Below are 25,208 nucleotides of genomic sequence, written 5' to 3' on the forward strand. Positions count from 1 at the left end.
GCGTCGGGGGGCTGTTGAAAAAAGCCATACGCTCGGATATTCGGTAAACATAACTGTAACGCGGGCGACACAAGGCCGCCCGCTACACGAGGTTTGGGTTCATTTTAACGCGTAGTTGCAGGGCTTGTCTCTACCGCGATTGAGGTTTGTTAACAATCTCGTCGGTTGGCAGAAGATTTGGCAACTGGGAATTTCGAGGAGTATATAAAGGAGAAGCCCTGTCTGTTTAGGATCAAGCACACGGGGAGGACAGACAGGGCCTAGGAGGGCTTTTATAAAAAGTCTTAATTGTCCGATTTGGCGTTATTATAGGCTATATCTGGTTTTTGTCAACACAAAAACACACGACCGGCACGGGCAAAAGGCTCTCCCGGCGCTGGTTTTCAGCTTTGTCGACCTTTGCTGTAGATGTGTTATGTAGTTGAAATACAATGTGATGTGTAAAGGTCATGATGTTTTGCTTGTCAAACAGACAAGGCGTTCGTTTTCTGTAGTTATGAATTCTGACATCCAACTCAAAATCCGCATTATTGCGGCGATTTTTGGTTTGGTCGGCTTTCTGTTGGGCTTGCCACCGGTTTTTGCCGGTGAGCGTGAGCTTACGATTTTGGAGGAGCCGCTGGACCCTGATGAGGCCGACCGTGTCAGAATCTGGTTCCCGGTTGAACACAACCAGAACTGCCGCGTTACGGTTGAAATTGTAGATGATTCCGGGGTAGTTATTCGCCGGTTATTTGATGAACTCCTCCGGCGCGGCTATTACAACCTGTATTGGGACAAACGGGATGATTCCGGTCGCGTTGCGCCGGCCGGTGAATACCTCTATCGAATCGACGATTGTGGCTCTACCAGGACCGGTAAGGTAGAGGCACGCTACAGCTTCTGGGAGTTACACAGTTCTGTCTCAAAATCCGACTCTCTGCCGGAAAATGAGCTTATTCTCGTTACAGATACCGACAGCGCCGTCGTTTCGTTTGAAATCAGGACTCGGCGCGGCTCGGTTTTAGATCGCCCCATTGAAGACTCCCTTTTCTCTCAGGGCAGACATGCCATTTCCTGGACGCCGCCGAAACGAGGATACGGGGGCTGGTTCGAGTATCGTCTGACCGTAGGAGATTGTGTCAAAGGGGGGCGGATCCATCCTACTTATCCTCCTGATACAACCGCCAACAAATAACCGTTTGTGTACCCGTCCGGTTAATGTCCTCTTTGGAGACGCGTTTCGTGTCTCCTTGATAATGTTGAAAGATTGATCAGGTCTCATCCTAACTCGATAGTGGGGAAATTCCGATACAAGATAACGGAAGGCTTTTTGGCATGGACGCCTTGACAGGAAGAGCTTACTACTGAATCTCGAGGTGTAAATAATGCCCAATATATTGGTGGTTGACGACAAGGATTCCATGCGCAATATGCTCACCGAGACACTGGTCGAGGAAGGGCACCGCGTTGACTCCGCCGAGAACGGCAAGAAGGCGCTCGATCTGGTACGGAACAAGTCCTACGATGTCGTAGTGACCGATCTCAAAATGCCGGAGACGGACGGTTTGCAGGTACTCGACGGCGTCAAGGCTATCGACTCCGACATCTCGGTGATTGTCATGACCGCTTTCGGCACGGTCGAAGAAGCGGTTAAGGCGATGAAGCTCGGGGCTTATGATTTTCTTACCAAGCCGTTCGATACCGAGCATCTCTGTGTATTGGTCAATCGCGCTCTGGAGAACCGTCGTCTGATCGCCGAGAACAGTCTCCTGAGGCAGGAGTTGTTTCCCGAGGACGGATTCACCAACATCATCGGCAAGAATCAAAAGATGGTCGAGATCTGTCAGCTCATGCAGAAGGTGGCCGCCTCGGATGCTTCCGTTCTGCTGAACGGAGAGACGGGTACCGGCAAGGAATTATTCGCACGGGCAATTCACATGCTTTCTCCGCGCAAAGAGCGCTCGTTCGTGGCGATCAACTGCGCCGCTATTCCGGGGGAGTTGCTCGAGAATGAGTTGTTCGGTTCCGAGAAGGGAGCTTTCACGGGAGCGCACGCTCGCAAGATGGGTAAGTTCGAGATTGCCGACGGCGGTTCCATTTTCCTCGATGAAATCGGCGATATGGATTTTGCCCTCCAGGCGAAATTACTGCGGGTGCTTCAGCAGAAAAATTTCGAGCGTCTGGGCGGCACCAAGACAGTCGATGTCGATGTCCGGGTAATCGCCGCGACCAACATGAATCTCCCGGACCAGATCGCGGCCAAGCGATTCCGCGAGGATCTTTATTATCGTCTCTCGGTGTTCCCGATAAATATCCCGCCGCTGCGCGAGCGCCCGGAAGATATTCCGGAACTGGCCAGTCATTTTATCGCCAAGTATTGTCGTGAAATGAGCAAACCGCTCAAGAGCCTTTCCAAAGATGCCCTCGCGCTTCTGGATAAATACCATTGGCCCGGCAATGTTCGTGAGCTGGAGAATACGATCGAGCGTGCGATCATTCTGGCGGAAGGGAAGAAAATTACGCCGGACCATCTGGCTATCAGACTTCGCCGCACCGATGATATTCGCCTGCGTGAAGGAGCCGGGCTCAAGGAAATAGGCGCCGCGGCTCAGGCCAAAGCGGAGCGGGGAGCGATAATGCGGGTGCTCAAAGAAACTCGCGGCAACAAACGTAAGGCCAGCCGGATTCTGAAAATCGATTATACCACGCTGTTCGACAAGATCAAAAAATACGGGATTGATCGCGAGCTCGAAGGGGATGAGGCAGACGCTTGAGGTAATACTGCGTGGGTAACTTAGGCCGCTCATACCTCCCGGGCGGCCTTTGTTTTTTTACCTGTATTTTAAGCCGGATAAAGAAACCGTTCAACCAGATTGGTTCTGTCGCGGTTCGGACGAAGGGATACTTGATGCGGAGAATCCGGAATGAGGCCGTAAAAGCGGCAAAAACCGTTTGACGAAGCCCCGCTCGGTACCGTACCTTTGACGATTATGTCCGACCTGACCTGGGTTTGACAATGAATGTTCCAATCGCGGCACGCCGCCGATATACAACCAAACACGGCAATTCCGGAGCGTGCCACGGGGAGTATGATAATCGTATGGAGTCATCGGTAATCAATCGCTCGGTTCTGATGTTGAATCAGAATTATGAACCGCTGACCGTTTGTTCGGCGCGGCGAGCGGTAGTACTGCTGTTCTCCGGTAAGGCGGAAATGATCGAAACCGCCGACGGCCTTCAGATTCATACCGTTTCCACCTCGTATCCCGTCCCATCGGTTGTTCGACTCTGGCAGTATTGTAAGGTTCCGTATAAGAAGATCATGCTGACGCGCAAGAATATCCTTACGCGGGACGGCCATCGTTGTCAGTATTGCGGGACGACGCGCGGCCCGATGACGGTCGACCATGTGATTCCCAAAACTTTGGGCGGGGGAGATACCTGGGAGAATCTGGTATGTGCCTGTACCCGCTGTAACAATCGTAAGTCCGATCGCACACCGGAACAGGCCGACATGAAGCTGCGGCGCACGCCGACGCGACCGACGTTGATCGCTTTCCTTCAGCGCAAGGTGGCGGTGTCGGACGTTTGGAAGCCGTACCTGTTCATGCAATGATTATTGTTTAATATAATGAACTAAGAAGAGGCTGCCCGAGGGGCAGCCTCTCTTTCGTTATGGGATGTCAGTTCGGCTAGCGGCCGCAGCAGTCTTTGGCTGTGTTGGCGCATTGAGTGAAAGGTGCCGTCATGTTGGTATTGCATGAAGGGCACTGATTATAGTTGCATCCACCGGCGCAGCCGTTGTCGCATGACGGGCATTGGCAGGGATTACAACCATTTATACAGGTAGTGTTGTCTTTGGCTTGAGGGGTATCAATCAGGGCGAACGCTCCGCCCGCCATAACCATGACCAACAACATTGCAGCAATCACAACGAATCTATTGCTCAACATCTTAAATCTCCTTTTTAGAGTGAGCGGTTCTTATTTAAGTTGATCGATCTGGGCCACGCGAGTTCATGGCCGTCGCGGAAGATCAACACCTGAGAACCGTTGTCTCCACCGATGGATGCACGCTGCCGGGGAGTGATCGGCCGGGGGCCTTGTGAGTTGCTATAGGAGATTCTATCCGGACCGGTTGAACAATCCCGTTCACCGGAATTTTATGGTTATTTCCCTGACCAGTGTGGATGATGGCTGAAAAATGGTCGGATTGCGGACGGCAATGGCAGGGATGACCGGCGCCGCACTTGGAAATCGATAAGCTGAGGTCGCTGTCGGATGAACACCGCTCGCAGGAGTATTCGGTCTCCGGGGAAAGGCGTTCTTTATCGCAACAGCTAAATTGACATGCCTGGGGTTCGGTTGTGGGGCAACCGGTATCAGCGATACCGGCATGGCAGATAGTCCCCGGCATAAGGAGACACAGGCTGCATTTGCCCATTGAAGCCCAGAGAATCACTAACGGCAATATACCTGATATGAATCGTCTCATTTCACCTCAGAATAATTACGCATCTTATATGCGCGTTATTTGGCAAACGTTTCGATTAACAAAGTTTTATTTGATTTTAATACTCGCTTGCGCTACTATCGACCCGTTATGATTGGAGTGGTGCATCTATGAAGGACGAAAAGACTAAGACCGGTGCGGAGAAACAGGATTCTCCGCCTAAGAAAAAACAGACTATCCTCAGCGGTATGCAACCTACCGGGGCGCTTCATATCGGCAATCTCGAGGGAGCGCTTCGCAATTGGGTCCGCTTGCAGGAAGACTACTGGATGTATCTTTGCATCGTTGACCTGCATGCTCTGACGGCCGAATGGAAAGACCCTAAGGACATGAAAGACAAGGTCTTCAGGATGGCGGTCATGTTTCTTTCAGCCGGTCTCGATCCGGAAAACTGCGCTATATTCGTCCAGTCCGAAGTACCTGAGCATGCCGAGTTACACCTGCTCTTTTCCATGATGATAACCGTCCCGACTTTGACCCGCCTGCCTACCTATCAGGAGAAAAAGAGCTATCTGGATTCGTACGGCTTCTTAGGCTACCCGGTGCTGCAGGCCGCCGATATCTGTCTTTACAACGCCGATAAGGTGCCGGTCGGGAAGGACCAGGAGAAGCATGTCTGGCTGGCCAACGACTTAGCCAAGCGGTTTAACGCCACTTATAAGAAGGTGTTCCGGGAACCGGAGGCGTTGTTTACGGACATTCCGATGATCTTGGGTTCGGACAATCGCAAGATGTCCAAGTCTTACGATAATCATATACCTTTGGAATTTACCGAGAAGCAGACTGAAAAGCGGCTGCGATCGTTTTATACCGATCCCAAAAAGGTTCATCAGGGGGATCCCGGGCACCCGCAAGGTTGCCCGATCTTTCTCCTGCACCGTATCTATACCGAAAACGCCGACAAGCAGATTGCGCCGCCCTGTAAGACCGGCGAGCTTGGTTGTGTCGACTGTAAAATGATACTGGCGAAAAACCTTAACGCCAGTCTGGCCCCGATTCGAGAGCGCCAGGATGAGTTGCTCAAGAATCCTGATTATGTCTGGGATGTGCTCGCAACCGGTCGTGACCGCGCCCGCGCCCGCGCCGGCAATGTTATGGAGAAGGTCCGTACGGCGATGAAAATGAATTACCGAGGCAAGAAGAAATGATGAATGTCGTAATAGATCCCGACAAGAACGACTATCGGGTCGATCTGGCCGTATTCCATGGTCCGCTGGACCTGCTGCTGTACCTTATTAAGAAGGAAGAGGTGGACATTTACGACATTCCGATTGCCCGCATTACGCGACAATACCTGCGCTATATCGAGTTGATGACCTCACTCAATCTCGAAGTGGCCGGGGAGTTTATCTTGATGGCTGCGACCTTGATCCGGATCAAGACGCGGTTGCTCCTGCCGCGCGACGAGAACGACACGGAGGAACCGGATCTCCGCGATGAGCTGATCATGGCTCTGGTCGAATATCGCAAGTTCAAGGAAGCGGGTGAGATTCTTCGCGAGAAGGCGCTTATCGAGGAACAGAACTACGTGCCGCCGTCGCCGGTTGGCACTGTTGAAAACTATATCGACGAAATACCCGATGTGCAGCTTTGGGATTTAATCTCGGCCTTTAACGATGCCCTTAAAGCCCGCCGCGACGAACTGGTGCACGAGGTTGTACCGGAGGATGTGTCGGTCGAGGAGCGCATGACGGTGATTCTCAAATCATTACGAAGCGCCGAGTATGCCACGTTCCTGCAGCTTTTCGCGGATGTTCCGCGGCGTATCGTAGCGGTGGTAACCTTCATTGCTCTGCTCGAACTAGCTCGCAATCGGCGTATCACTATCATGCAGTCAATGCCTTTCGCGCAGATGCGGGTTTACCGGGGGGAGCGTTTCGATGCCCCGCGCGACGGCGCCGATCTGATCGATATCGACAACCCCCAGGAAGTTACGGTTGGCTAACAGATGGAACAGATAACCCAACATTCTATTATAGAAGCTCTCATTCTTTCATCACCGGAGCCGCTGCCCGGACGTAAAATTGCCGATGTCGTCGAGGAACTCACTCCGGCTCGAGTCGGTCAGGCTGTGGCCGAATTGAACCAGCGTTATATGGAGATTGGCTCTTCGTTCCGTATCCGGCAATTGGCGGGCGGCTTTCAGTTCTATGTGGTGCCGGAGTTCGCCGGTTACGTACAGGAGTTATTTACGCGTCGGCGCAAGATGCGCCTGACAAGAGCCTCGCTCGAAACGCTCGCAATCGTGGCCTATCGCCAGCCGGTTACCAAGACCGATGTCGAGCATGTACGTGGAGTCGCTTCGGATGGAGTCATTCACAATCTTCTCGAAAGAAATCTGATTGCCATTCGCGGTCGTGCCGAGACAGTGGGCAAGCCGCTGCAATACGGCACTACCGACGAGTTTCTGAAATTTTTCGGTCTGGCCGGATTGCACGATCTTCCGCGTATGTCCGAAATCGAGGAGCTGATTAAAGCGGAAGGACCTCAGGATCAGACCGAGTTTGATTTTTCCGAAGAAAACGGGGAAGATGTCACGGCTCAGAAGCTCAATGTCGCCGATGGCACTTACGACCCGGCCAGCCGTGAAGATGACGAAGAAGGACCGGTATCACCGCACGACCGGCCCGACGAGAGCACCGTTGCTGACGGAGAGGTAGACGCTGCGGACGACGAGCGGGAACCGGAACTGGTTGGGTCGGTATCCGGTGAAACAACGGCCGAAGAAAAGTCCTCGGACGGAATCGTGGTTGATATGGACACCACGCGAACGGACAATTAACCTCAGCCGTCCCCCATCGCTCTTATCCTGACAGCTTGAATGGACAACTTTATCGACGTAAGGGGTCAGTTTTGACCTCCGCAGATACCGGCAAAATCAGAATCAACAAATTCTTATCAATGTGCGGCGTTACCTCACGACGCGGTGCTGAGAAATTGATCGACGAAGGCAAGGTTAGTCTTAACGGTCATAAGATCGATATCCCGGGACAGATGATCGATCCTGAAAACGATATGATCAAAGTCGATGGAGTGGTGGTAACGCCGGCCGATGAAAAGGTCTATATCCTGCTTAACAAACCGGCCCAGGTCATGACCACACTCCACGATCCGTTCAAACGACGCACGATTGCCGACCTGCTGACGCGTCTGAAACTGCGCGTCTATCCGGTCGGTCGTCTCGACTATGATACTACCGGGGTGTTGCTGCTTACCAACGACGGAGAACTGGCGTATCGTTTGACTCATCCGAAATATCAGGTCCCGCGTCTTTATGAAGCGCGGGTGTCCGGGAAATTCGGTCGTGAAGCAGCCGTTCGCATCGCCGACGGTATATCTCTGGAGGACGGCGCTATCGGCAAAGCGCAGGTGGTCAAGATCGAAGTGGGTAAAAAATCCAGCAAGGTGCGGCTATTGCTTACCGAAGGACGCAAGAGAGAGGTGAAGCAACTCTGCAAAGCGGTCGGATATCCCGTGTTGGAGTTGAAAAGACTGGAGTTTGCCGGATTTACCATTGGCGCACTCAAGCCCGGGAAATGGCGCCGACTCAAACAGGATGAAGTTGTCTACCTGAAAAAACTGGTAGGAATTACCGTTTAATTCCGAGAGATAAGAAAAAAGGCAGCTGCCCGGCTGCCTTTTTTTTATGTGTCCGGATGGATTACAGAGAATCGAGATTGTTCCATTCGGCGTCATCGAGATAACTCCGGGGTTGATCCAGGAATTGAATGACGTGCTCGATCATCTGCCAGTGTTTGTGCTCTTCATCGGCAATGCGATTGAAGATATGCTTTTGTTTTTCGTCGCCGGCCTCGTTACCCTTTCGGCGATAGAACGCCTCTGATTTTTTCTCGATATCACGAGCCTTGTCCCAAACTGTGCGGACATCGTCACTGAAGGAAAAATCCTTATTCTGAGCCTTGAGAGTCTGGAAAACGTTCCTGACCGAATCAACAATTTTGGTCGCTTTGGCTTCTTCGTATTCGACCGACCGTCCTTCCTTCATCGCCTTGAAGATATTGTAGTGTTTCTGCTCGTCGGCGGCCAGGTCGAGCAGGATAGTCTTCAGCCCGGGAATGTCGGCTTTGGCGGCGTGTTCTTCGTACATGGCCTTGCCGTCCAATTCCATCTGCATGGCAAACTCAAAAGCGTCCATGTTGTCTCCTAATTCGAATCGATGTTAGTCCCTTTTTTATATCCAGTCGTTGAGTAATTTCAAATCAGCGGCTGAATCAACCGCTTTTTATATTGGCTGGACGACATTAAGGCGGGCGATATCGAAAACTTGCTAAACGGTCATGATTCATTATCTTGCCTCGGTGAGTTGGATCAAAATCATATTTTTCGTGCTCCTGGCGCTGTTGTTTTTCTCAGCCGGGGTCGTTGCTGCCGACACTACCATAACAACACCGGAGCCGTGGAAGTTGCATTTCGATAACCCGCATTATCGAGTGGTTGCGGATTCGTCGCTAAGGATAGCCCGTGCCAGACTGGCCGAATTACTTCAGGACAGCCTGAATTATACGGTTCAGGTTTATTTACCTGAAACGCAGCGTGATTTCGACCATTTGCTTCGGGGCAAATTCCCGGATTGGGGAGCGGCGGCGGCGATACCGGTGCGGAAGTCGATCGTGATCAAATCGCCCGAGCATTTCAATATTGGGAAACCGCTCAGTACCCTGCTGATTCATGAGTACGCCCACATGGTCTTGGACAAGCGTACAGGTTTTTACGATGCGCCGCGCTGGGTTGAAGAAGGAGTAGCGCAGTACGTTTCGCATGAATGGGACTGGTCGGATTACGTGGCGATGAGCCGAGCCGGTTTGACCTCGGACTTCCTGGGTTTGACTGACATCGATCAGGTCAACCTGTTCAATGAAAGCAAAGCCCATTTGGCCTACGCGGAGGCTTATCTGGCGGTAAGCTATTTTCTCGACATCTATGGAAGAGAGCAATTCAATGTATTTTTGGATAGTCTTCTGCACGGTGTCTCCGTTGACGGCGCGATGAATGCTGCGACCGGTTCCAATATGATGGAATTCGATTCCGACTATCGTCATTATTTGGGGCAAAGATATAACCTCGTTACTTTATTTATGGATACCATGTTTTTCTGGATAGGACTGGCTGTGATTGTGGTGATAGGTGCGTTCTTGCGTTATCGCAAACGCCGCCACTATTATGAAAAATGGGATCAGGAAGAACACCTGCAGTCGACTGATTTCGACTACGGTGATCCCGATGATCCCGAGCAAGTCGATGACGACGACGAGCCATGGCGAAGCTAAGGCACGAAATCGAGTATCTTTTTACTCGACTGGGGATGGGGCTGGCTCGCTCACTTTCCATGCCGACCGCTGATCGGTTCGGCGCCGCGCTAGGTTCATTGACACACATGCTGCTCGGCTCGCGGCGTCGGATCGCGCGTGATAACCTGCGCCAGGCCTTTGGGTCGGCTTTCTCGGAGGACCAGATAGACGCGCTTGTCCGAGCGGTTTTTCGCAACACCGGGCGTTCTCTGATCGATTTCTCCCGCATGTCGACCATCCTTGAATACGGTATCGATCGGTTGTGTGTGAGCGACGGTCTCGATAATATCGAAGAAGCTCACCGTCGGGGTAAAGGAATCATCGCGGTATCGGCTCATTTCGGCAGTCATGAATTGTTCGGGGCCTGGATCGCCAGCCGGGGAATCCCGACCGACATCATCGTCGGCATCCAGCATAACGAGAAAGTCGATCGCTTGATCAACGGCTGGCGTAAACAACTCGGGGTCGGTCTGATCCGGGTGGATACTGGTATTCGTGATGTGTTCCGGTCGCTCAAGGACAACCATATCGTTGCTATGCTGGCCGACCAGCACGCCCCGAACGGGATCCCGATAGAGTTTTTCGGTCGTAAAGCAGCTGTGGCAAAAGGCCCGGCGGTTTTTTCATTGAGATCGGGGGCTCCTATCTTGCCGTTCATGTTACACCGCGAACGTTTCGATCGCCATATTATTGAAGCCGGCCAACCGATCTACCCGCCCGAATCGGGCAATAACGAGGAAAAAATTGTAAGAATAACCGAGGCTTATACGGCTTTTATCGAAGATCGCATTCGGGCTTATCCCGAGCAATGGTTATGGACTCACCGTCGTTGGAAAATCTAACCGTTTGATTGCAACTAAAAGTAGTTCACGTCAGTAAATAGGGTGAGATGTCCGGCACGGCCGGCGAGAGGAAGTGCAACAACAGTCTGGACCGAGGGAGCAGATGAAGAAATATATATATGTGATAGTCGCCATCGTTTTAATCTTTGTTGGCTACTATGCCGTCAACGCCATTTTTACCCCCGACTATGAGATCCCGGTTGCGAAAGCTGATTTCGGTGAATTCGTGATCGCTCTTAACACCAACGGAACAGTGGACGCCAAGCGTGCGTTTACGCTCTCCGCGCCGCGTATGCGAGGACTCCAGATCACCTGGATGGCTCCTGAGGGATCAACCGTCAAGGAAGGCGACCCGGTTATCAGGTTCGATGCCAGCGAGCAATTGGCCGATTTGGCCGATCAGGAATCGGAATTGAAGATCAAAGAAGCGGCGCTGGAGCGGGCTCGCAAGGAGTACACCATCCAGGAGAAGCAATTGACGCTCGATTTGGAGAAAGCCCGCCGAAATTATCTCGAAATGCAACACGAAGCTCCCCGTATCGCTGAAGAGGCCAAGCTCGAAATGGAACTGGCTGAGTTGAACTTCGATGCCAAACTGGAACAGCTCAAGGCTGATGTCAACAAGGCGGAAGTTGAAGTCCGACGAGCCAAAGATCGCCGTGATCAATCCCAGCGTGAACTCGATCAGATGACCATTAACGCCCCGATACCGGGTTTGGTGGTGTATCTTGAAATTTGGAAAGGCTCCGGAATGAGCAAAGTCCAGGAAGGTGACTCTCCCTGGCCGGGCATGGGATTGATAAAATTGCCGGATTTAGGCGAGATGATTATCAAAACGGCCGTTTCCGAGGTGGACGCCAGTAAAGTCGATTCCGCACAGGAAGTGATGATCACCGTTGATGCTTTTCCGGACAAGACCTACCACGGAATAGTCGTGAATAAAGGAGCCCTGGCGCGTAAGAAAGATCAGAACTCGGAAGTTAACGTGTTCGATGTCGAGGTCGCCGTTCTGGATCATGATGAAGGCCTCAAGCCGGGGATGTCGGCCTCCGCCAGGATCGTAATAGACAGGCTTAAGGATGTCGTGTCGGTGCCGATGGAGGCGGTCTTCGAGCGTGAAGGACGCACGGTAGTTTATCTCAAGAACAAGCATGAACATGAGGTGGAGGTGGGCCGCCGTAACGAAATGGCGGTTCAGATCGTGTCGGGTTTGGAACCGGGCGAGGAGATTTGTCTGGTTGATCCCACCCTCGAAGAACAGGGTTTACCCGGCGACAAAGCGACCGAGCCGGAACTGAATCAGGGACGCACCCAGCCGTCATCCGGTGGCGGTCGCGGCCGTCGGTCGGGGCGGTGAGTGCGACCGATGAAATATGCAAGAGTTTATCAGATTTCGTTCGATGCTCTGAAAGAGCATAAGATGCGAACGCTCCTGACCATGCTGGGAGTCATTTTCGGTGTCGGAGCGGTTATCTCCATGCTGTCTATCGGTGAGGGAGCCAAGCAGGAAGCGATGGAGCAAATCTCCATTTTGGGCATCAATAATGTTATCGTAAATGCGAGAGAACCGCAGGAAGACCGTGGCTCAGCCAACAATATCGCGCGTTCTCCCGGCCTGTCGCTCAATGACGCCACGAACCTGGAACAATTCAGTGATCTCATTCTGCGCGTTGTACCGCAAAGGTACGAAGCCGCCCAGACTATTTATCACGGTTCCGATGAAGCGGCGGTTCGAGTGGTTTCGACCGTACCGGAGTTCATTTATAGTTCTTCGATTGAGGTCGAGCGGGGACGGTTCATCACTGATTTGGACAATGAGACTTTTGCGCAGGTCTGTGTTCTTGGGGCAAAGGCCAAACGGGCGCTGTTCGCCTTTTCCGATCCCATAGGCAAGGTAGTCCGGATCAGTGGGGAGGATTTTACGGTGGTCGGGGTGATGGCGGATAAGTATATCGCCCGGGGTAAGGTCGAGGGATTCGAGCTGAAGAATTTCAACGAGGATGTTTATATCCCGATTAAAACCGCTTTCAAGAAATTCGATCGGGTTTTCAGCGGCATGCGCATGTACGGTGGCGGTGGATTCGTCTCCGACGATGATGGAGAAGGGATTAAGTATAACGTACCCGATGTGGACCAGTTGACCGTAACGGCGGTGGATCTGTCGGAAGTGCCGGTGGTCTCGACGCTGGTGGAACGAGTGCTGAACCGTCGCCATCACGGTATCGAGGACTATGAGGTTGTCGTGCCGGAATCATTGCTGCGGCAGTCCCAGAAGACGCAGCGGATTTTCAACATTGTTATGGGGGCCATTGCCGGGATTTCGCTTCTGGTCGGGGGAATCGGCATCATGAATATCATGCTGGCTACGGTGCTGGAGCGAACGAGGGAAATCGGCGTGCGACGAGCGATTGGAGCCAGACGACTGGATATAATGCGACAGTTCCTGGTGGAAGCGGTCATGATCTGTATGGTTGGCTGTGCGCTGGGAGTTACCCTGGGATTAATTCTGGCCAAGATAATCTCATATTATGCCGATTGGCCGACCATTGTGGCGCCATATTCCATTGTGCTGGCGGTCGGTGTCTCGGCTACGGTTGGAATCGTTTTTGGTCTTTATCCGGCACGTAAGGCCGCTCACTTGAATGTGATTGATGCCTTGCGCTACGAATAGCAGTCTGTTTCGGAGGTATGCGGTTTTGTGCAAGACGATAATACATCTGTTCATAGCCCTCGGTATTTTATTCTCCACTCCATTCTGTTCTGCGACACATGCCGAAGAGGTTACGTTGGAACAAGCGATAGATAAAGCTGTTGGTCACACCGGTCGCGGGATCATTATCGACGGCAATCTCGATGTGGCCGAGCAGCGCTATTTCGCGGAAAAGATCAACTTCTATGTCCCGGAGCTGTCACTAAACGGATCTCTGCCGTCCTACCGGGTGACTGAGGAGTATGATTTCATCGAAGGTACTCTCGATCAAAAGGGGGTGCGGCGGCGGACCTGGTTTGACTTCGATGCCGACATCACCTTGAATCAAAATCTGATTACCGGCGGTGAGTTGCAACTGGCCGCGAATCTCATCGACCGTGACCGGGAATATCCTCTGGGGTTGACTACGGTGAATGAAACCTGGCGGCTGGGAACGTTTAACTTCTCGTTCGATCAACCTATCTTGCAGCCCTCGCAGGCGCGCCATGATTTGCACAACTCACACGATGACCTGATGATTGCCCGCCTCGATCGGGTGGAGGAAATCGCCACCCTTAAGACGGAAGTGATCGACGCCTATTTCGGCGTGCTTCGGGCTCAGCTTACCGACGATATCAAGCAGGACCTGGTCGAATCAGCCCGGTTGCAGGCCGGGATCGACTCGATCAAACTCCAGGACGGGATTATCTCCGAGGAGGACTGGTTGACCTCGGAATCGGATCTGCTGGATGCCGAACTGGAGAAGTTCGATGCCGAGAACGAATTAGCCGGGCAACGTAAAACGCTGGCCACGACTCTTGACTGGGATGAGGTTAAGACGCTGGAACCGGTGTTGCCGGAAATGCCGGGACCATTGGATGAAGTGCTTTTAAAGGAGTACCTGGTTCTCTGGGGCGATTGTGTGGAAATTCAAAAGGCTCGGTTCAATTATGACAAATCCCAGCGCGAAGCGGATTTCGCCTCCGGTGGACATGGCCTGCAGGGATCTCTTAAAGCGACCTACGGTCTTGAACGAGGTCGGGTCGAGGATGACCTGGTGTCTTCCGACCGAGTCGATCTCGATAACAACAATTGGAGTGTGTCGCTGGAATTCAGTTATCCCATCTGGGACGGAGGGGCTTCAGCGGCGCAGGTTAAGGCCGCGCGACTGTCGGCCGACCAGTCGCGTCTCGAATACGAGAAAACCCAAAAGAATGCGCGCGCTGAAATAGAACTGCTGATCAACGGTCTCAGGATAAGCCATCGCAAAGTTTTCGTGCTTCAAAGGCAGGTCGATTTGGCCGAAGATCGGCTGGATATTGCCCGAAGTCGTCTCACTGACGGTGAGATTTCTATGTTGACCTTCCTCGAAAGCCGTGTTACCTACCTCGAAGCAAAAGATGTGTTTTATCAGGAGTTGCAGGACTTCTTCAAGAAACAGGTTGAGCTTGAAGGGAAGTTCCTCAATTAGTAGATGGCAACAAAGATACTGATCCGTTCGCCCAATCATCTGGGTGACTGTCTCATGGCTTTGCCCATGATTAATGAAGCCCGCGAGGCGCATCCGGGGTCGACGCTGACGGTTCTAGTCCCGGATCATCTGGCCGACTTGTTCGAATTTAATCCCGCTATCGATGAGCTTATCCGGCTGCGAGCGGAGCATATCCACGGTTTGATTGCCGTATTCAAGATCAAGGAATTGATCAAGCCGTACGGGTTCGATGTCGGCTATATTCTGCCGCCGTCGTTTGGCGCCGCCAGTGGTTTCAAGCTGGCCGGAGTGAAGGAGCGAATCGGGTATATTGCCGACGGCCGCCGGCTGCTGTTGACCAAACCTTTGCCGTTGCCGATGCCGCTCAACTCTACCCATCGAAGTGAGACGTATTTCAATCTCCTTCGCCGGGGAGCGGGCGTGGAACTTGAATACGTGGCGCCTAAATTGTTTCTAAATGAGAATGATATCGGGCGTGCGGCTGAGATTCTGGGACGTCTTGGGATTAATGAGAACACTCCGTATGCGGCAATAGCTTTCCAGGCGGTCGCTGAGTCGAGGCGGTGGGGAACTGAAAACTATATCTCTCTTATCAAGGAGATTGTAACCGATCGCGGACTCAAGGTGGTCCTCATTGGTGGCGCCGGCGACAAGGCTGTCGGCGATGAGATAATGGCGGCTACCGGCCCGGGAGAGGTGATCAACCTTGCGGGCAAAACCGCTCTGCGTGAAGCGGCCGCAATTTTATCTCGAGCTCGGTTCTTTGTCGGCAACGACTCCGGACCGGCACATCTGGCAGCCTCGGTCGGTATCCCGATCGTGGTTCTTTCTGGAGCTGATGATCCGGCTGAGACTTCGCCGGTTTCCAATCGCAAGAAACTCGTGTACCTGAGTGATCTGGATTGTATCAGTTGCGTTAAAAATGTCTGTCCGCTTAAGGATGATCGCAGGATGCAATGCATGCGCCGGATAACGGTCGACATGGTTTCGTCGGCAATTGATGAGGTCCTGGCGCTGGGGTAAGACCGGGCTGAGGTCGCGATTCTTCCGCTTTATCTCCTCCAACAAAAACTGACAATCGGATCGTATAAGATGATATGGACGCCGATTTTATATCCACAGTAGCGGTTAAACGGCTCCCGGACGGCGACACGACCGATTGCATAAGGCGCTTAATCACTGAAGCCCTACCTTCTCGGAAGAGATTGGCGGGTTTGGATGTCGCGGGAGCGCGAGTGGTGATTATCGCCGATTTCGGGCCGCTTTTATACTCAACTCAGGCGGATTCGTATTTACCTCTTCTGACCGAGGTGGTAAATCTGTTGAAAAGCGGAGGGGCTCAGATTGTTGTGGGGGATGCTCCGGTTGTCAACGGACTCAAGACGGGAGGATTGTTTAAGCGGTTAGGACTGCCTGAAACAGCTCGAAAGAATGGCTTCCGCCTGGTTAATTTCGGACTGAGTCATCTGGATTTCAGGTTGGTTGAATCACGTTTATACATGATCCCACGGGACGTGCTTGAAGCTGATCTAATCATTAATATAGCCAATGCGAGTCCCTCACGGGAGTTAGGAGTTCGTGGAGCTTTAAGTAATCTTGGCGGAGCGGTGCCGGGAATGCGGAACCGTTTGGAATTTCTTGCTCGCACCAATGCCATTGAAGCAGGGGAGAGAGTGGCTGATATTCTCAGTATAATTCCTCCTGATCTTAATGTGCTATTGTACCGCAACGAGTTAACATGTGATGTGGTGTTGGTTGCAACCGACGCTGTTGCTGCCGATGCGGTTCTTGCCGAGCAGTATGATATTGTCGGTTTCGATTCTCCACTTATTAAAGCAGCAGCCGGGGCTGGTCTTGGAATAGGTTATATAGAAGCTGTTAAGTGCTTGGGGAATAGAGAGATAAATGGTCTTGCCGGATTCCCGAAACACCATTCGATCAACCGGATGGCTGCTCGTTGGTCTGTAAGACAGAGGATAGTTGATCATTACCGTCCGATGATAAACCCGGCCCTGTGTGTCGACTGCGGGATTTGTCTGTCAACCTGCCCAACCCGAGCGATTAAAGCCCGCAATGACAATGAAAAACCGTCCATTAACAGGACTCTGTGCCAATCCTGTTTCCGTTGTTATGAGGTTTGTCCAAGCGGGGCAATAAGTTATCATATTAATGTGTAGATTCTGTTATATGGGGGAGATAGCGCAATTATTGCGCCACCTAAAATACTGCTTGACAATTAAATAGCATTATTATTAACTTCAAGTGGCAAAGTCTGCGTTCTTTGCTGTAAGCATAGGGATTAATACTCGTCCTTAAAATACGTAACTTTTTCTCTTAGGAGGCAAGGCACATGAAAGGCCCAAGACAAATAGCGGTGCTATCGTTGCTATCGCTTGCCTTGATATGCTTTATCTCCGCACCAGCCCTCTCCATCGAGGATCCTTGGGATGTCGATGGCGACAATAATCATGAGGGCGGCATGGGTAGCTTCGGTGATCAGTGGTTGCCCGACACGTCTGAAACAGTGTTAGAGGATCCTCTCCCATTCAATGGGGGTACTTCGAGCAGTACCACCGGTTGGGTCTGGATTGACATCACTCTCACGATCGCGAAGCAGTTGATCCTCGGCAGTAATGCCGCGGTGTACCAGGTAAGTGCGGATATGGGCAGCGGTACGTCCGCAAGGTAATTTGCGGTTCCTTGTAATACGTAGTCTGCCACACATAGGAAAGTAAGTTGTAGATGGATCTTTCCTCACCACAGATTGTATTCGATCATCGCCTCGAGTCGATTGAGGACCTTCTCCGCCAGCGTCGTTTTGCCGATGCCGCGAAGGCACTGGCGGAGATAGACGCGACCGAGTTGGCAGGACGCCAACATGAACTCGGCCTATATCACTCCCTCCAAACCGATTGCGAGAATCATCAGGGTAATTACCAGCGCGCTGTCGAGCACGGCCTTAAGGCGGCTCGAATTCTTGCGGATTACCCGGTGAACCGTCGCTATGGACGCATTCAGCTTCTGTTGTCCAAGGCATACTATGCTGTGGGTGACATGAAGAACGCCGAGATTCGTGCCCGCGATTCGCTGGCAGCTTATCGCCGTGCGTCCGACAGCAACGGTCAGATTGATGCTCTCAACCAATTAGCCGGTATAACCTACCTGCGATGCGGCTATGCTGAAGCGGCGTCTTGCCTCGAAGAGGCAATCTCGGGAGTTGCGGAAGACCCCCGAAAAGTGGCGCAGCTTTCCGGTAACCTGGCTCGTACGCAGATTCGTACCGGTCAATGGGAGCTAGCCGAGGAAAACCTGAAGTCTGCGATCATCGGCAATAACGAGTATGGAGCGGAAATGTCGCAGGCGATGAACCGCCTTTCCCTGGGAATGCTGCAAACGCGCCGTCGCCAGTTTACCTTGGCGCAGCGCAGTCTGGATGATGCTCTCGAAATTATCAGTCGTCTCGATCTCAAGCGCGAACGTGTGATTTATGCCGAGTATGCCGGAGAACTGGCTCTCGAAAAGGGTGACTTGTTCAAAGCCAAGGCGATTCTTACTGATGCCTATCATAAGGGTATCATGTTGGCGCCGTCCTCGGCCTTGGTTTCACAGTCGGCTCGTCGACTTGCCGAAGTCGAGTTGGCGCTGGATAATTTCGATGAAGCAATGAAATTTGCCCAAAAATCTCTTGAAACATCCCTGCAATTAGGGGAGAAGATTGAGATCGGGCTGTCCCGTTCGGTTATCGCTCGGGTGTTCCTGGCGCGTGGCGACGGTGCTGCTGCCGAAGAACACATTGCGCAGGCGGTTGATATCCTGCGCGAGGTGGGTGATCCTTACGAACTGGGACGTACGCTGCTTAGTCTGGCCGAGGTCGGCATGGCAGCCGAAGCGGTTGAATACGAACGGGTACGTGCTGCGCTCGACCAGGCTCGTCGTTTGTTCCGTCGTCTCAAGTCTGAGTACTGGGTCGCCGAAACCGAATTCAAGGCCGGTGTTTTCGCCTGTCAGTGGGGTGATCTGGCTCGCGGTTTCAAAAAACTCAGTCGGGCCGAAAGGTCTTTCCGTCATTTGAAAGAGAACGTCCGGGTGCGGGCGGTTAGTCGCTTCCTTCGGTCGCTTTCCGACCAGGCCGTCGCGCTGTCGACCTCGGACAAGAATGAATATAAGGTGTTCGGACGTCTGGCCATGCCGGGTGAGGACACCGATCTGCACTCGCTGGAGTTGCAGGGAGTGCTGGAAACACTCTCTCGTCGATTGAACGGCCACCGTGCTTTGATTCTGGTGCCTGGTCATGAAGAACCCAGCCTTGTTTCGTCGGTCCCTCTGGATGAAGCTCATACTCGGCGTTTCGAGGAGGGATTCTCCAATCTGTTGGGCCAGGAAATTTCGAAAACGCGTCCGACTCTGGTGCTTGACTGTCGTCGTGATCCGTTTATCAACGGTCTTTTCAGCGATAGTCCCGATGTTATCTGCAGTGTCGTTGTCGTACCGTTTAAGACATCGGGTGGAGTTACCGGTTATCTTTATGTTGATCGACTCTCTCGGGACAACGGCATTGATCCGTTCAATCAGAGCGAGTTGAATTTTACCGTCGGTTATGCCGACTTAGTCGGATTCAAATGGACTGAGTTGATCAAGAACCAGTTGTTGCAGGATAACCAGCGGTTGAAGAGCCAGCTTCAAAAGGAAGCCTCTTTCCCCAATCTGATCACCCATAGCGCCGCGATGTTGAGGATGCTGGCGCAGGTGCGTCAGGTGATCGATTCTAATATAACGATCTCGGTCGAGGGGGAGACCGGTTCCGGCAAGGATGTCCTGGCTCGGGCGATTCATTATAATTCAGTTCGCCGCGACAAGCGTTTTATTTCGGTCAATTGTGCCGCATTACCGGAATCATTACTTGAATCCGAATTGTTTGGATACAAGCGCGGTGCTTTCACGGGAGCCGATCGCGATAAGGCCGGACTATTCGAGGAGGCCGACGGCGGGACATTCTTCCTCGATGAAATCGCTGATATGCCGCTTTCGATTCAAGCTAAGGTGTTGAGAATTCTCGAAGAGAAAGAAGTGGTTCGTCTCGGTGAGACGATCCCGCGCAAGGTGGATGTACGAATCGTTTCGGCTACCAACAAGGACCTCCGGATTATGATGGATTCCGGTCAATTCCGACAGGACCTTTACTATCGTCTCTCAGCGATGAGTTTCCGCTTGCCGCCGTTGCGTGAACGCAAGGAAGACATCCCCCTGTTGATTAATCATTTCCTCGAAGGCACGGGCAAGCGTGTCGGCGGTGAGGTCCTTCGTATGCTGATGGCTTATGACTGGCCCGGCAACGTGCGTGAGTTGGAGAATGAAATCAAGAAAATGTCGCTCCTCAGTGCCGATAATGAAGTGATCGGTGAAGAGGTGGTTTCATCTCGTGTTTCGGGGGTGGCCTCAGATCAGGAAACAATGTCGGATTCGGTAGCGGCCGAACCGGTATTTGATGCTCAGTATTCTCTGTACGACTATCTGGCCGAACACGAAAAGAAATATATCGTTCAGGCGTTAAGGGAGAAGCACGGAGTGAAGAAGCATGCAGCCGCTTTACTGAACATTCCGGAATCGACATTGCGCCTCAAAATCAAACAGTACGATATCGATCTGGATCGTCTCAACTGAACTCCGTTTACTCCCCGGAGTCACTCTTGTTCACCCGGATGACAAGTCTCGGGTGACACAATTTATAATCCCCTCAATATAGCGTATTGACGACCATATATAGTCCATGTTATGTCTGTGTCCTGTCAAATATCATACATAGTATAAGTTTTTCAACCGATCCTCCCGAAGACATGAATGAATATGAAAAGCGGCAGGTTTATCCTTCCCGTTTTTTATTGTCCGCCTTGCCCTGATCCGCTTGCGAGTATATCTTGTCCGCATGTCGGAATATCTTTTTTTCAGTCATTACGGCGCTGATCCGTATTTCAATATGGCGTTTGATGAGTACCTTTTCAGCCGCGCTTCGAAAAATCCCGGTTCCATATATCTCAGGCTCTATACCTGGCGACCGGGAGCACTGACATTCGGTCGCAACCAGCGTCTGGAAAAAGCTTTTAATCACTCCGCATTGGGTGATACTCCAGCCATTCGGAGAATCACCGGAGGACGTGCCTTGTATCACGATCCTTCCGAGTTAACCTATTGTATCACTGTCAATCAGGATGCTTCGATACCTTCTGTCCTTGAAAATACGGGGGCGAAGTTGGGAGATCGCATTGCGGAGGGACTGGTTGCTTTCCTTTTGGAAGCAGGTATTGACTCTGACTACGTTCGCCAATCTTCAAAACGGCACGCTGACCGTAATTTTTTTCATACCGCGCCATGCTTTGCATCACGCGCCCGCAGTGAAATTGTAGCAACTTCGGGGAAAATCGTAGCCTCGGCTGCATATAGAAGCGGCTCAACGATTTTGCAGCACGGATCGATTAAAATCGGAGGGATTGTATCACATCCGGCGCTAACGGGAGTCGGTGACGGGAGTAAGTCAAAGGTTGTAACAAGCGCAGAGTTTGCGTCGGCTGCGGAACGTTTCAGACAGTGCCTGGGGAAGCATTTTGTCGTCGCATTCGACCATGGAGACATTGCTCCGGAAGATTTTCAGGCTCTCAAGAAACGCCGCGAAACTATTTATCGTTACCCGTTTAGTACGCGTGATAAGTTTTAAACACAGCACCGTCAGTTACAGTCTATAGCTTAGATCGGGGATGGTTTTCATGGGCAAAAAACCGCTTGACTTCCCCGGTGTATGGTGCCTACTTTAACACCTTAATGGGCTTCCGTTAAGTGTTCGGAAGCCTTTGGAATGGATGCATTTGACGTGAGAATGGGTTGGAGTCCGGCGTACTGAATGTTCCTCGATCATGGTTGCTTAATCATCGGTTATCTGCTTCGAAGCTGGCCTTCCGCCTTGCGCGAAACCAATCGTTTTGCGTGTTCCAATGTGATAAAAAGAATATTCGGCTAGGATATGGAGGTTTTGGTAATGCCCGTAAGGCACTTTAAGGTAATGAACATCGCAGTGATGCTGCTGCTTGTTCTGGCTTTGGCTCCATCGTTCGTGTATGCGGCAGGGGTTGGTCAGATAAAAGGGACCATCACTGACAAGGAAACGGGAGATCCGGTAATCGGAGCGTCAGTTCTCGTTGTCGGGACGAAATTCGGCGCCATGACCGGGCTTGACGGCACCTATATTATCGCCCGTCTCGAACCGGGAACGTACGTGATCAAGATTTCGGATCTGGACCACCACACGGTTGAAGTGTCCGATGTCCAGGTGCAATCGGACTTGACGACCGAGGTGAATCAAGCCCTGGAAAAGAAGGTCACGGATATCGGTAAAACGATTAAGGTGACCGCTGAACAGGATGTTATCGACAAGTTCCAGGTTTCCAACCAGGTCGTCATAACGGCGGACGCGATTAAGACGCAGCCGGTGACTTCGGTGGAAGAACTCCTTACGCAGGTGGCCGGTGTCGTGCAGAATGCTTCCGGTGAAGTATTCATCCGCGGTGGTCGTGCCGGTGAGGTGTCGTACATCGTGGACGGTGTGCCGATCGGCGATCCGCTCGGCGGTTTGGGTCAGGCCGGCGCCAACCTGTCGCTGGTGTCGGGTTCGATTCAGGAATTTACCGTTATTAAAGACGGCTTCGATCCTGAGTACGGTAACGCCCTGTCCGGTATCGTGAAGATCACGACTCAGACCGGTTCTAAGGACAATACCCGTCTCAACCTGCAGTATATGACCGATGATCTCGGCAATTCGGATTTGAATGAGTATTCACGCAACTACGATTATGTGCGTTTCACTCTGTCAGGTCCGGATCCCATTTTCAAAAATAAGGTTCTTCCGGCTCTTGGTCTCCACTACCTCGAGGATAAGGAACTGACTTATTACTTCTATGCTGAGGTCGAGAAGCATGACGGTATTCATCAATATGAGGATTATGATACCGACCTGACGGCTCGTAACTACGAGTCATTTTCATTCTTCGGTCTCGATATTCCTGAACGGGCGGAGAATAACTATTACTGGATGACCAACCTCAAGTTCCGTCCGAAGAACAATCTGAAATTCATCTTCTCTTATAAAGATCGTCAGCGTTTCATCACTCTGTTCGATTGGAACTATCGTTATTCTGCGAACACCGCTCCGGTTTACAACGATCAGTGGAAGTCGGCTTCTCTTGAAATCTCTCAGGCGATTTCGAAGAATCTGAACTATGAGGCGCTTTTCTCGTTCTCACGGACAAGTGTTACGCAAAAGCCGGGTGGTCTGGACCCCGATGAATTCGTTCTCAACTCCGAATGGGAGACTTACGAAGATAATAACGGCAACGGTGTCTATGACGCTCCCGAACCGATTATCAATCTGTATCCGGATACGGCCGACTACGGCTATGGATATACCGGTCCGGCTTACACCTTTGGCGAGTCGAACTATGATGAGAACGTTCAGGCCAGCGAGTATTCGGTATCGACCTTCCGTTTCAATTCCAACGACATCGTCGACAACCTCGAAGGTGAGCCCTTCATTGATCTGAACGGTAACGGTGTCTGGGATGAGGGTGACTATCTCCACGATCAGAACGGGAACGGTATCCTCGATGCTGACCGGGTGAGTACGATCAACAATCGCGATCCTGAGCCTTATATCGACGGTGATTCGATCATCGGCGAACCTTTTATCGACGTCAACGGTAACGACACTTACGATGATGGTATCGATATTTTCATTCGTTCCGCCGGCGACGACAACATGGATTACAACCACAACGGTCGTCACGACGGACCGGACAACGTTGAACCGAACGAATGGGTGCCGGGTATTCCGTATCTGGATCGGAACGGCAACGGCGTCTATGATATGCCTAACAGCCAGTACGATGTAGGTGAACCCTTTACCGATGAAAACGGCAACGGCACCTACGACTATGGCGGCGCCTCGAGCTTCCTCAATACGGGGAATTATGACGAGGATGCAACCTGGCACTATCGTAACACCGATACCTATCGTGCTGAAGTCAAACTGTTCTGGCAGCTCGGTTCGCACGAGTTGAAGTCCGGTGCGGCTTTCACTCGTGAGGAATTAACCTATAGGGAAATTCAGAAACCGTACTATCCGTACTCAGGCCGTGAAGACGGCGGTCCGTATTCGGATCGCGGTGCTTTGCGCGATATGTTCGATTATCAACCATGGCGCGGAACCGTTTATTTCCGCGATAAGCTGGAATACGGTTCGATGATCGCATCGTTGGGATTCCGCTGGGACTTCTTCATCCAGGATAAGTATGACCTGGTTGAAGTGGCGGAGCAGGATGACCTTGGTTCAGGCGTGATTCTCGGCGATCGTCAGAAATTCTCGCCGCGTATCGGTTTCTCCTACCCGATTTCGGATAAGGCGAAGATTCACTTTAACTACGGTCACTTCTTCCAGTTGCCGTCGCTGTTGTGGATGTATCGTCGTAATACCATTTCGGTTGACCAGGATATCCCGATCGGTAACTACAACCTCGATTATCAAAAGACTATTCAGTACTCGTTCGGTGTCAAGTACGCTATGAGCGAGAACTATTCGGTCGATATCAGCGGTTACTTCAAGGACGAGTTCGATAAGATCAACTCACGCCAGGTAACCGTGGAACGTCAGACTTATCAGCAGTATCAGAACTCAGACTATGGTCGCAGCCGCGGTTTCGAGGTCACTATCGAGAAGCGCGGCGGTGGTTATGTCAACGGTCAGCTCAGTTATACTTACGCATTTGCCTACGGTAAAGCTTCGCAGACCAACGAGAACTACATGAGCGACTTCGAACTTTCGCGCGAGCCGCTGTCGGAAGCACCACTGGACAACGATATCCGCCATCGTTTGGTCGGATCGATCCAGGTTTTTGTTCCTTCCTCGGTTAAGCCGCGCCTGTTCGGTGTTCCCATTCTGAACGGCTGGTCGCTGGCTATTGAATCCGTTATCGAATCCGGTGAACCGTTCACCCCGTCGAGTTCTTATCCCAATCTCGACCTGGTGTCCGGTGAGGATGTCCAGACCAATGCTCTGAGAATGCCCGCGAATATGACATTCGACGTTCGTTTTACGAAGGACTTCCGTTTTGTCGGTCTCGATTACAGTTTCATTATTTGGGTCGAGAATATCTTTGACAGCCGTAACGTTGTCGACGTCTACTCTAATACAGGTCGCGCCGACACACAGCAGAACGTGAACCAGGTCATCAAGGGTGGTACGCCCTATGACCAGAATCCTGAGAACTGGGATTACGGCCGTCAGATAAGAGTCGGTCTTGAGTTGAACCTGTAAGGATGCAGATTAAATTTAGAATAATATA

The 25,208-nt window shown here is 51.8% G+C and carries 20 protein-coding genes; 18 read left to right on the plus strand and 2 right to left on the minus strand.

The features are described from left to right. The first annotated feature begins 496 nt into the window (after positions 1 to 496). The 3 genes from PLF13_11710 (at position 497) to PLF13_11720 (ending at position 3,598) form a co-directional block, all read left to right on the plus strand. Complete coding sequence (locus PLF13_11710; protein ID HOP07943.1) at positions 497 to 1,177, plus strand: FlgD immunoglobulin-like domain containing protein; 681 nt, start codon at positions 497 to 499, stop codon at positions 1,175 to 1,177. A 190-nt stretch (positions 1,178 to 1,367) separates the two neighbouring features. Continuing rightward, complete coding sequence (locus PLF13_11715; GenBank protein HOP07944.1) at positions 1,368 to 2,756, plus strand: sigma-54 dependent transcriptional regulator; 1,389 nt, start codon at positions 1,368 to 1,370, stop codon at positions 2,754 to 2,756. A 341-nt stretch (positions 2,757 to 3,097) separates the two neighbouring features. After that, positions 3,098 to 3,598 carry an HNH endonuclease gene (locus tag PLF13_11720; protein HOP07945.1) on the plus strand — a complete coding sequence of 167 codons (501 nt, stop codon included), beginning with the start codon at positions 3,098 to 3,100 and terminating at the stop codon, positions 3,596 to 3,598. 76 nt (positions 3,599 to 3,674) lie between these two features. Here the strand turns inward: PLF13_11720 and PLF13_11725 are convergent, their stop codons facing one another. Further along, the gene (locus PLF13_11725) at positions 3,675 to 3,935 is read right to left on the minus strand and encodes a hypothetical protein (GenBank protein ID HOP07946.1); all 261 of its coding nucleotides are present in this window, start codon (positions 3,933 to 3,935) and stop codon (positions 3,675 to 3,677) included. Between the two features lie 669 nt (positions 3,936 to 4,604). Here PLF13_11725 and trpS point away from each other — a divergent pair. From trpS to PLF13_11745, 4 genes are all read left to right on the plus strand, one after another. Then, positions 4,605 to 5,642: a tryptophan--tRNA ligase gene (gene trpS, locus PLF13_11730; protein ID HOP07947.1), complete on the plus strand. Its 1,038-nt coding sequence runs from the start codon at positions 4,605 to 4,607 to the stop codon at positions 5,640 to 5,642. Then, positions 5,639 to 6,439: a segregation/condensation protein A gene (locus PLF13_11735; protein ID HOP07948.1), complete on the plus strand. Its 801-nt coding sequence runs from the start codon at positions 5,639 to 5,641 to the stop codon at positions 6,437 to 6,439. The genes trpS and PLF13_11735 overlap by 4 nt, the downstream gene beginning before the upstream one ends. Before the next feature lie 3 nt (positions 6,440 to 6,442). Further along, entirely contained in the window at positions 6,443 to 7,276 is an 834-nt protein-coding gene (scpB, locus tag PLF13_11740; protein ID HOP07949.1) for an SMC-Scp complex subunit ScpB, read from the plus strand. Positions 7,277 to 7,347: 71 nt separating this feature from the next. Continuing rightward, the gene (locus PLF13_11745) at positions 7,348 to 8,094 is read left to right on the plus strand and encodes a pseudouridine synthase (GenBank protein HOP07950.1); all 747 of its coding nucleotides are present in this window, start codon (positions 7,348 to 7,350) and stop codon (positions 8,092 to 8,094) included. A 61-nt stretch (positions 8,095 to 8,155) separates the two neighbouring features. Here the strand turns inward: PLF13_11745 and PLF13_11750 are convergent, their stop codons facing one another. Beyond that, positions 8,156 to 8,650 carry a ferritin family protein gene (locus PLF13_11750; protein HOP07951.1) on the minus strand — a complete coding sequence of 165 codons (495 nt, stop codon included), beginning with the start codon at positions 8,648 to 8,650 and terminating at the stop codon, positions 8,156 to 8,158. Between the two features lie 142 nt (positions 8,651 to 8,792). Here PLF13_11750 and PLF13_11755 point away from each other — a divergent pair, with 142 nt between their 5' ends. The 11 genes from PLF13_11755 (at position 8,793) to PLF13_11805 (ending at position 25,180) form a co-directional block, all read left to right on the plus strand. Then, positions 8,793 to 9,782 (plus strand): peptidase MA family metallohydrolase, encoded by a 990-nt coding sequence (locus PLF13_11755; GenBank protein HOP07952.1) that lies wholly within the window; start codon positions 8,793 to 8,795, stop codon positions 9,780 to 9,782. After that, positions 9,770 to 10,645, plus strand: coding sequence for a lysophospholipid acyltransferase family protein (locus PLF13_11760; GenBank protein ID HOP07953.1), 876 nt, complete (start codon positions 9,770 to 9,772; stop codon positions 10,643 to 10,645). Before PLF13_11755 ends, PLF13_11760 begins: the two co-directional genes overlap by 13 nt. A 103-nt stretch (positions 10,646 to 10,748) precedes the next feature. Then, positions 10,749 to 12,002, plus strand: a complete 1,254-nt coding sequence (locus PLF13_11765) for an efflux RND transporter periplasmic adaptor subunit (protein HOP07954.1) — start codon at positions 10,749 to 10,751, stop codon at positions 12,000 to 12,002. A 9-nt stretch (positions 12,003 to 12,011) separates the two neighbouring features. Next, positions 12,012 to 13,316, plus strand: a complete 1,305-nt coding sequence (locus PLF13_11770; GenBank protein ID HOP07955.1) for an ABC transporter permease — start codon at positions 12,012 to 12,014, stop codon at positions 13,314 to 13,316. 25 nt (positions 13,317 to 13,341) lie between these two features. After that, positions 13,342 to 14,805, plus strand: a complete 1,464-nt coding sequence (locus tag PLF13_11775; protein ID HOP07956.1) for a TolC family protein — start codon at positions 13,342 to 13,344, stop codon at positions 14,803 to 14,805. Positions 14,806 to 14,808: 3 nt separating this feature from the next. Further along, the gene (gene waaF / locus PLF13_11780) at positions 14,809 to 15,849 is read left to right on the plus strand and encodes a lipopolysaccharide heptosyltransferase II (GenBank protein HOP07957.1); all 1,041 of its coding nucleotides are present in this window, start codon (positions 14,809 to 14,811) and stop codon (positions 15,847 to 15,849) included. Between the two features lie 182 nt (positions 15,850 to 16,031). Then, on the plus strand, positions 16,032 to 17,003 hold the full coding sequence (locus PLF13_11785; protein ID HOP07958.1) for a DUF362 domain-containing protein: 972 nt from the start codon (positions 16,032 to 16,034) through the stop codon (positions 17,001 to 17,003). Positions 17,004 to 17,176: 173 nt separating this feature from the next. Further along, positions 17,177 to 17,515 carry a hypothetical protein gene (locus PLF13_11790; GenBank protein HOP07959.1) on the plus strand — a complete coding sequence of 113 codons (339 nt, stop codon included), beginning with the start codon at positions 17,177 to 17,179 and terminating at the stop codon, positions 17,513 to 17,515. Between the two features lie 53 nt (positions 17,516 to 17,568). Continuing rightward, the gene (locus PLF13_11795; protein ID HOP07960.1) at positions 17,569 to 20,487 is read left to right on the plus strand and encodes a sigma 54-interacting transcriptional regulator; all 2,919 of its coding nucleotides are present in this window, start codon (positions 17,569 to 17,571) and stop codon (positions 20,485 to 20,487) included. Positions 20,488 to 20,749: 262 nt separating this feature from the next. After that, positions 20,750 to 21,535: a hypothetical protein gene (locus PLF13_11800; protein HOP07961.1), complete on the plus strand. Its 786-nt coding sequence runs from the start codon at positions 20,750 to 20,752 to the stop codon at positions 21,533 to 21,535. A 318-nt stretch (positions 21,536 to 21,853) separates the two neighbouring features. Beyond that, complete coding sequence (locus PLF13_11805; protein ID HOP07962.1) at positions 21,854 to 25,180, plus strand: TonB-dependent receptor; 3,327 nt, start codon at positions 21,854 to 21,856, stop codon at positions 25,178 to 25,180. Positions 25,181 to 25,208 lie beyond the last annotated feature (28 nt).

It is taken from the genome of Candidatus Zixiibacteriota bacterium (assembly GCA_035380245.1).
In the GTDB taxonomy this organism is placed as follows: domain Bacteria; phylum Zixibacteria; class MSB-5A5; order GN15; family FEB-12; genus DAOSXA01.

What these genes read in the sequence shown, in the direction of transcription:
- PLF13_11790 (HOP07959.1), top strand. Translation starts at nt 17,177, where the DNA reads ATGAAAGGCCCAAGACAAATAGCGGTGCTATCGTTGCTATCGCTTGCC.
- waaF (HOP07957.1), top strand. Translation starts at nt 14,809, where the DNA reads ATGGCAACAAAGATACTGATCCGTTCGCCCAATCATCTGGGTGACTGT.
- scpB (HOP07949.1), top strand. Translation starts at nt 6,443, where the DNA reads ATGGAACAGATAACCCAACATTCTATTATAGAAGCTCTCATTCTTTCA.
- PLF13_11760 (HOP07953.1), top strand. Translation starts at nt 9,770, where the DNA reads ATGGCGAAGCTAAGGCACGAAATCGAGTATCTTTTTACTCGACTGGGG.
- PLF13_11765 (HOP07954.1), top strand. Translation starts at nt 10,749, where the DNA reads ATGAAGAAATATATATATGTGATAGTCGCCATCGTTTTAATCTTTGTT.
- PLF13_11725 (HOP07946.1), bottom strand. Translation starts at nt 3,935, where the DNA reads ATGTTGAGCAATAGATTCGTTGTGATTGCTGCAATGTTGTTGGTCATG.
- PLF13_11755 (HOP07952.1), top strand. Translation starts at nt 8,793, where the DNA reads ATGATTCATTATCTTGCCTCGGTGAGTTGGATCAAAATCATATTTTTC.
- PLF13_11715 (HOP07944.1), top strand. Translation starts at nt 1,368, where the DNA reads ATGCCCAATATATTGGTGGTTGACGACAAGGATTCCATGCGCAATATG.
- trpS (HOP07947.1), top strand. Translation starts at nt 4,605, where the DNA reads ATGAAGGACGAAAAGACTAAGACCGGTGCGGAGAAACAGGATTCTCCG.
- PLF13_11800 (HOP07961.1), top strand. Translation starts at nt 20,750, where the DNA reads ATGTCGGAATATCTTTTTTTCAGTCATTACGGCGCTGATCCGTATTTC.
- PLF13_11710 (HOP07943.1), top strand. Translation starts at nt 497, where the DNA reads ATGAATTCTGACATCCAACTCAAAATCCGCATTATTGCGGCGATTTTT.
- PLF13_11805 (HOP07962.1), top strand. Translation starts at nt 21,854, where the DNA reads ATGCCCGTAAGGCACTTTAAGGTAATGAACATCGCAGTGATGCTGCTG.
- PLF13_11795 (HOP07960.1), top strand. Translation starts at nt 17,569, where the DNA reads ATGGATCTTTCCTCACCACAGATTGTATTCGATCATCGCCTCGAGTCG.
- PLF13_11770 (HOP07955.1), top strand. Translation starts at nt 12,012, where the DNA reads ATGAAATATGCAAGAGTTTATCAGATTTCGTTCGATGCTCTGAAAGAG.
- PLF13_11750 (HOP07951.1), bottom strand. Translation starts at nt 8,650, where the DNA reads ATGGACGCTTTTGAGTTTGCCATGCAGATGGAATTGGACGGCAAGGCC.
- PLF13_11735 (HOP07948.1), top strand. Translation starts at nt 5,639, where the DNA reads ATGATGAATGTCGTAATAGATCCCGACAAGAACGACTATCGGGTCGAT.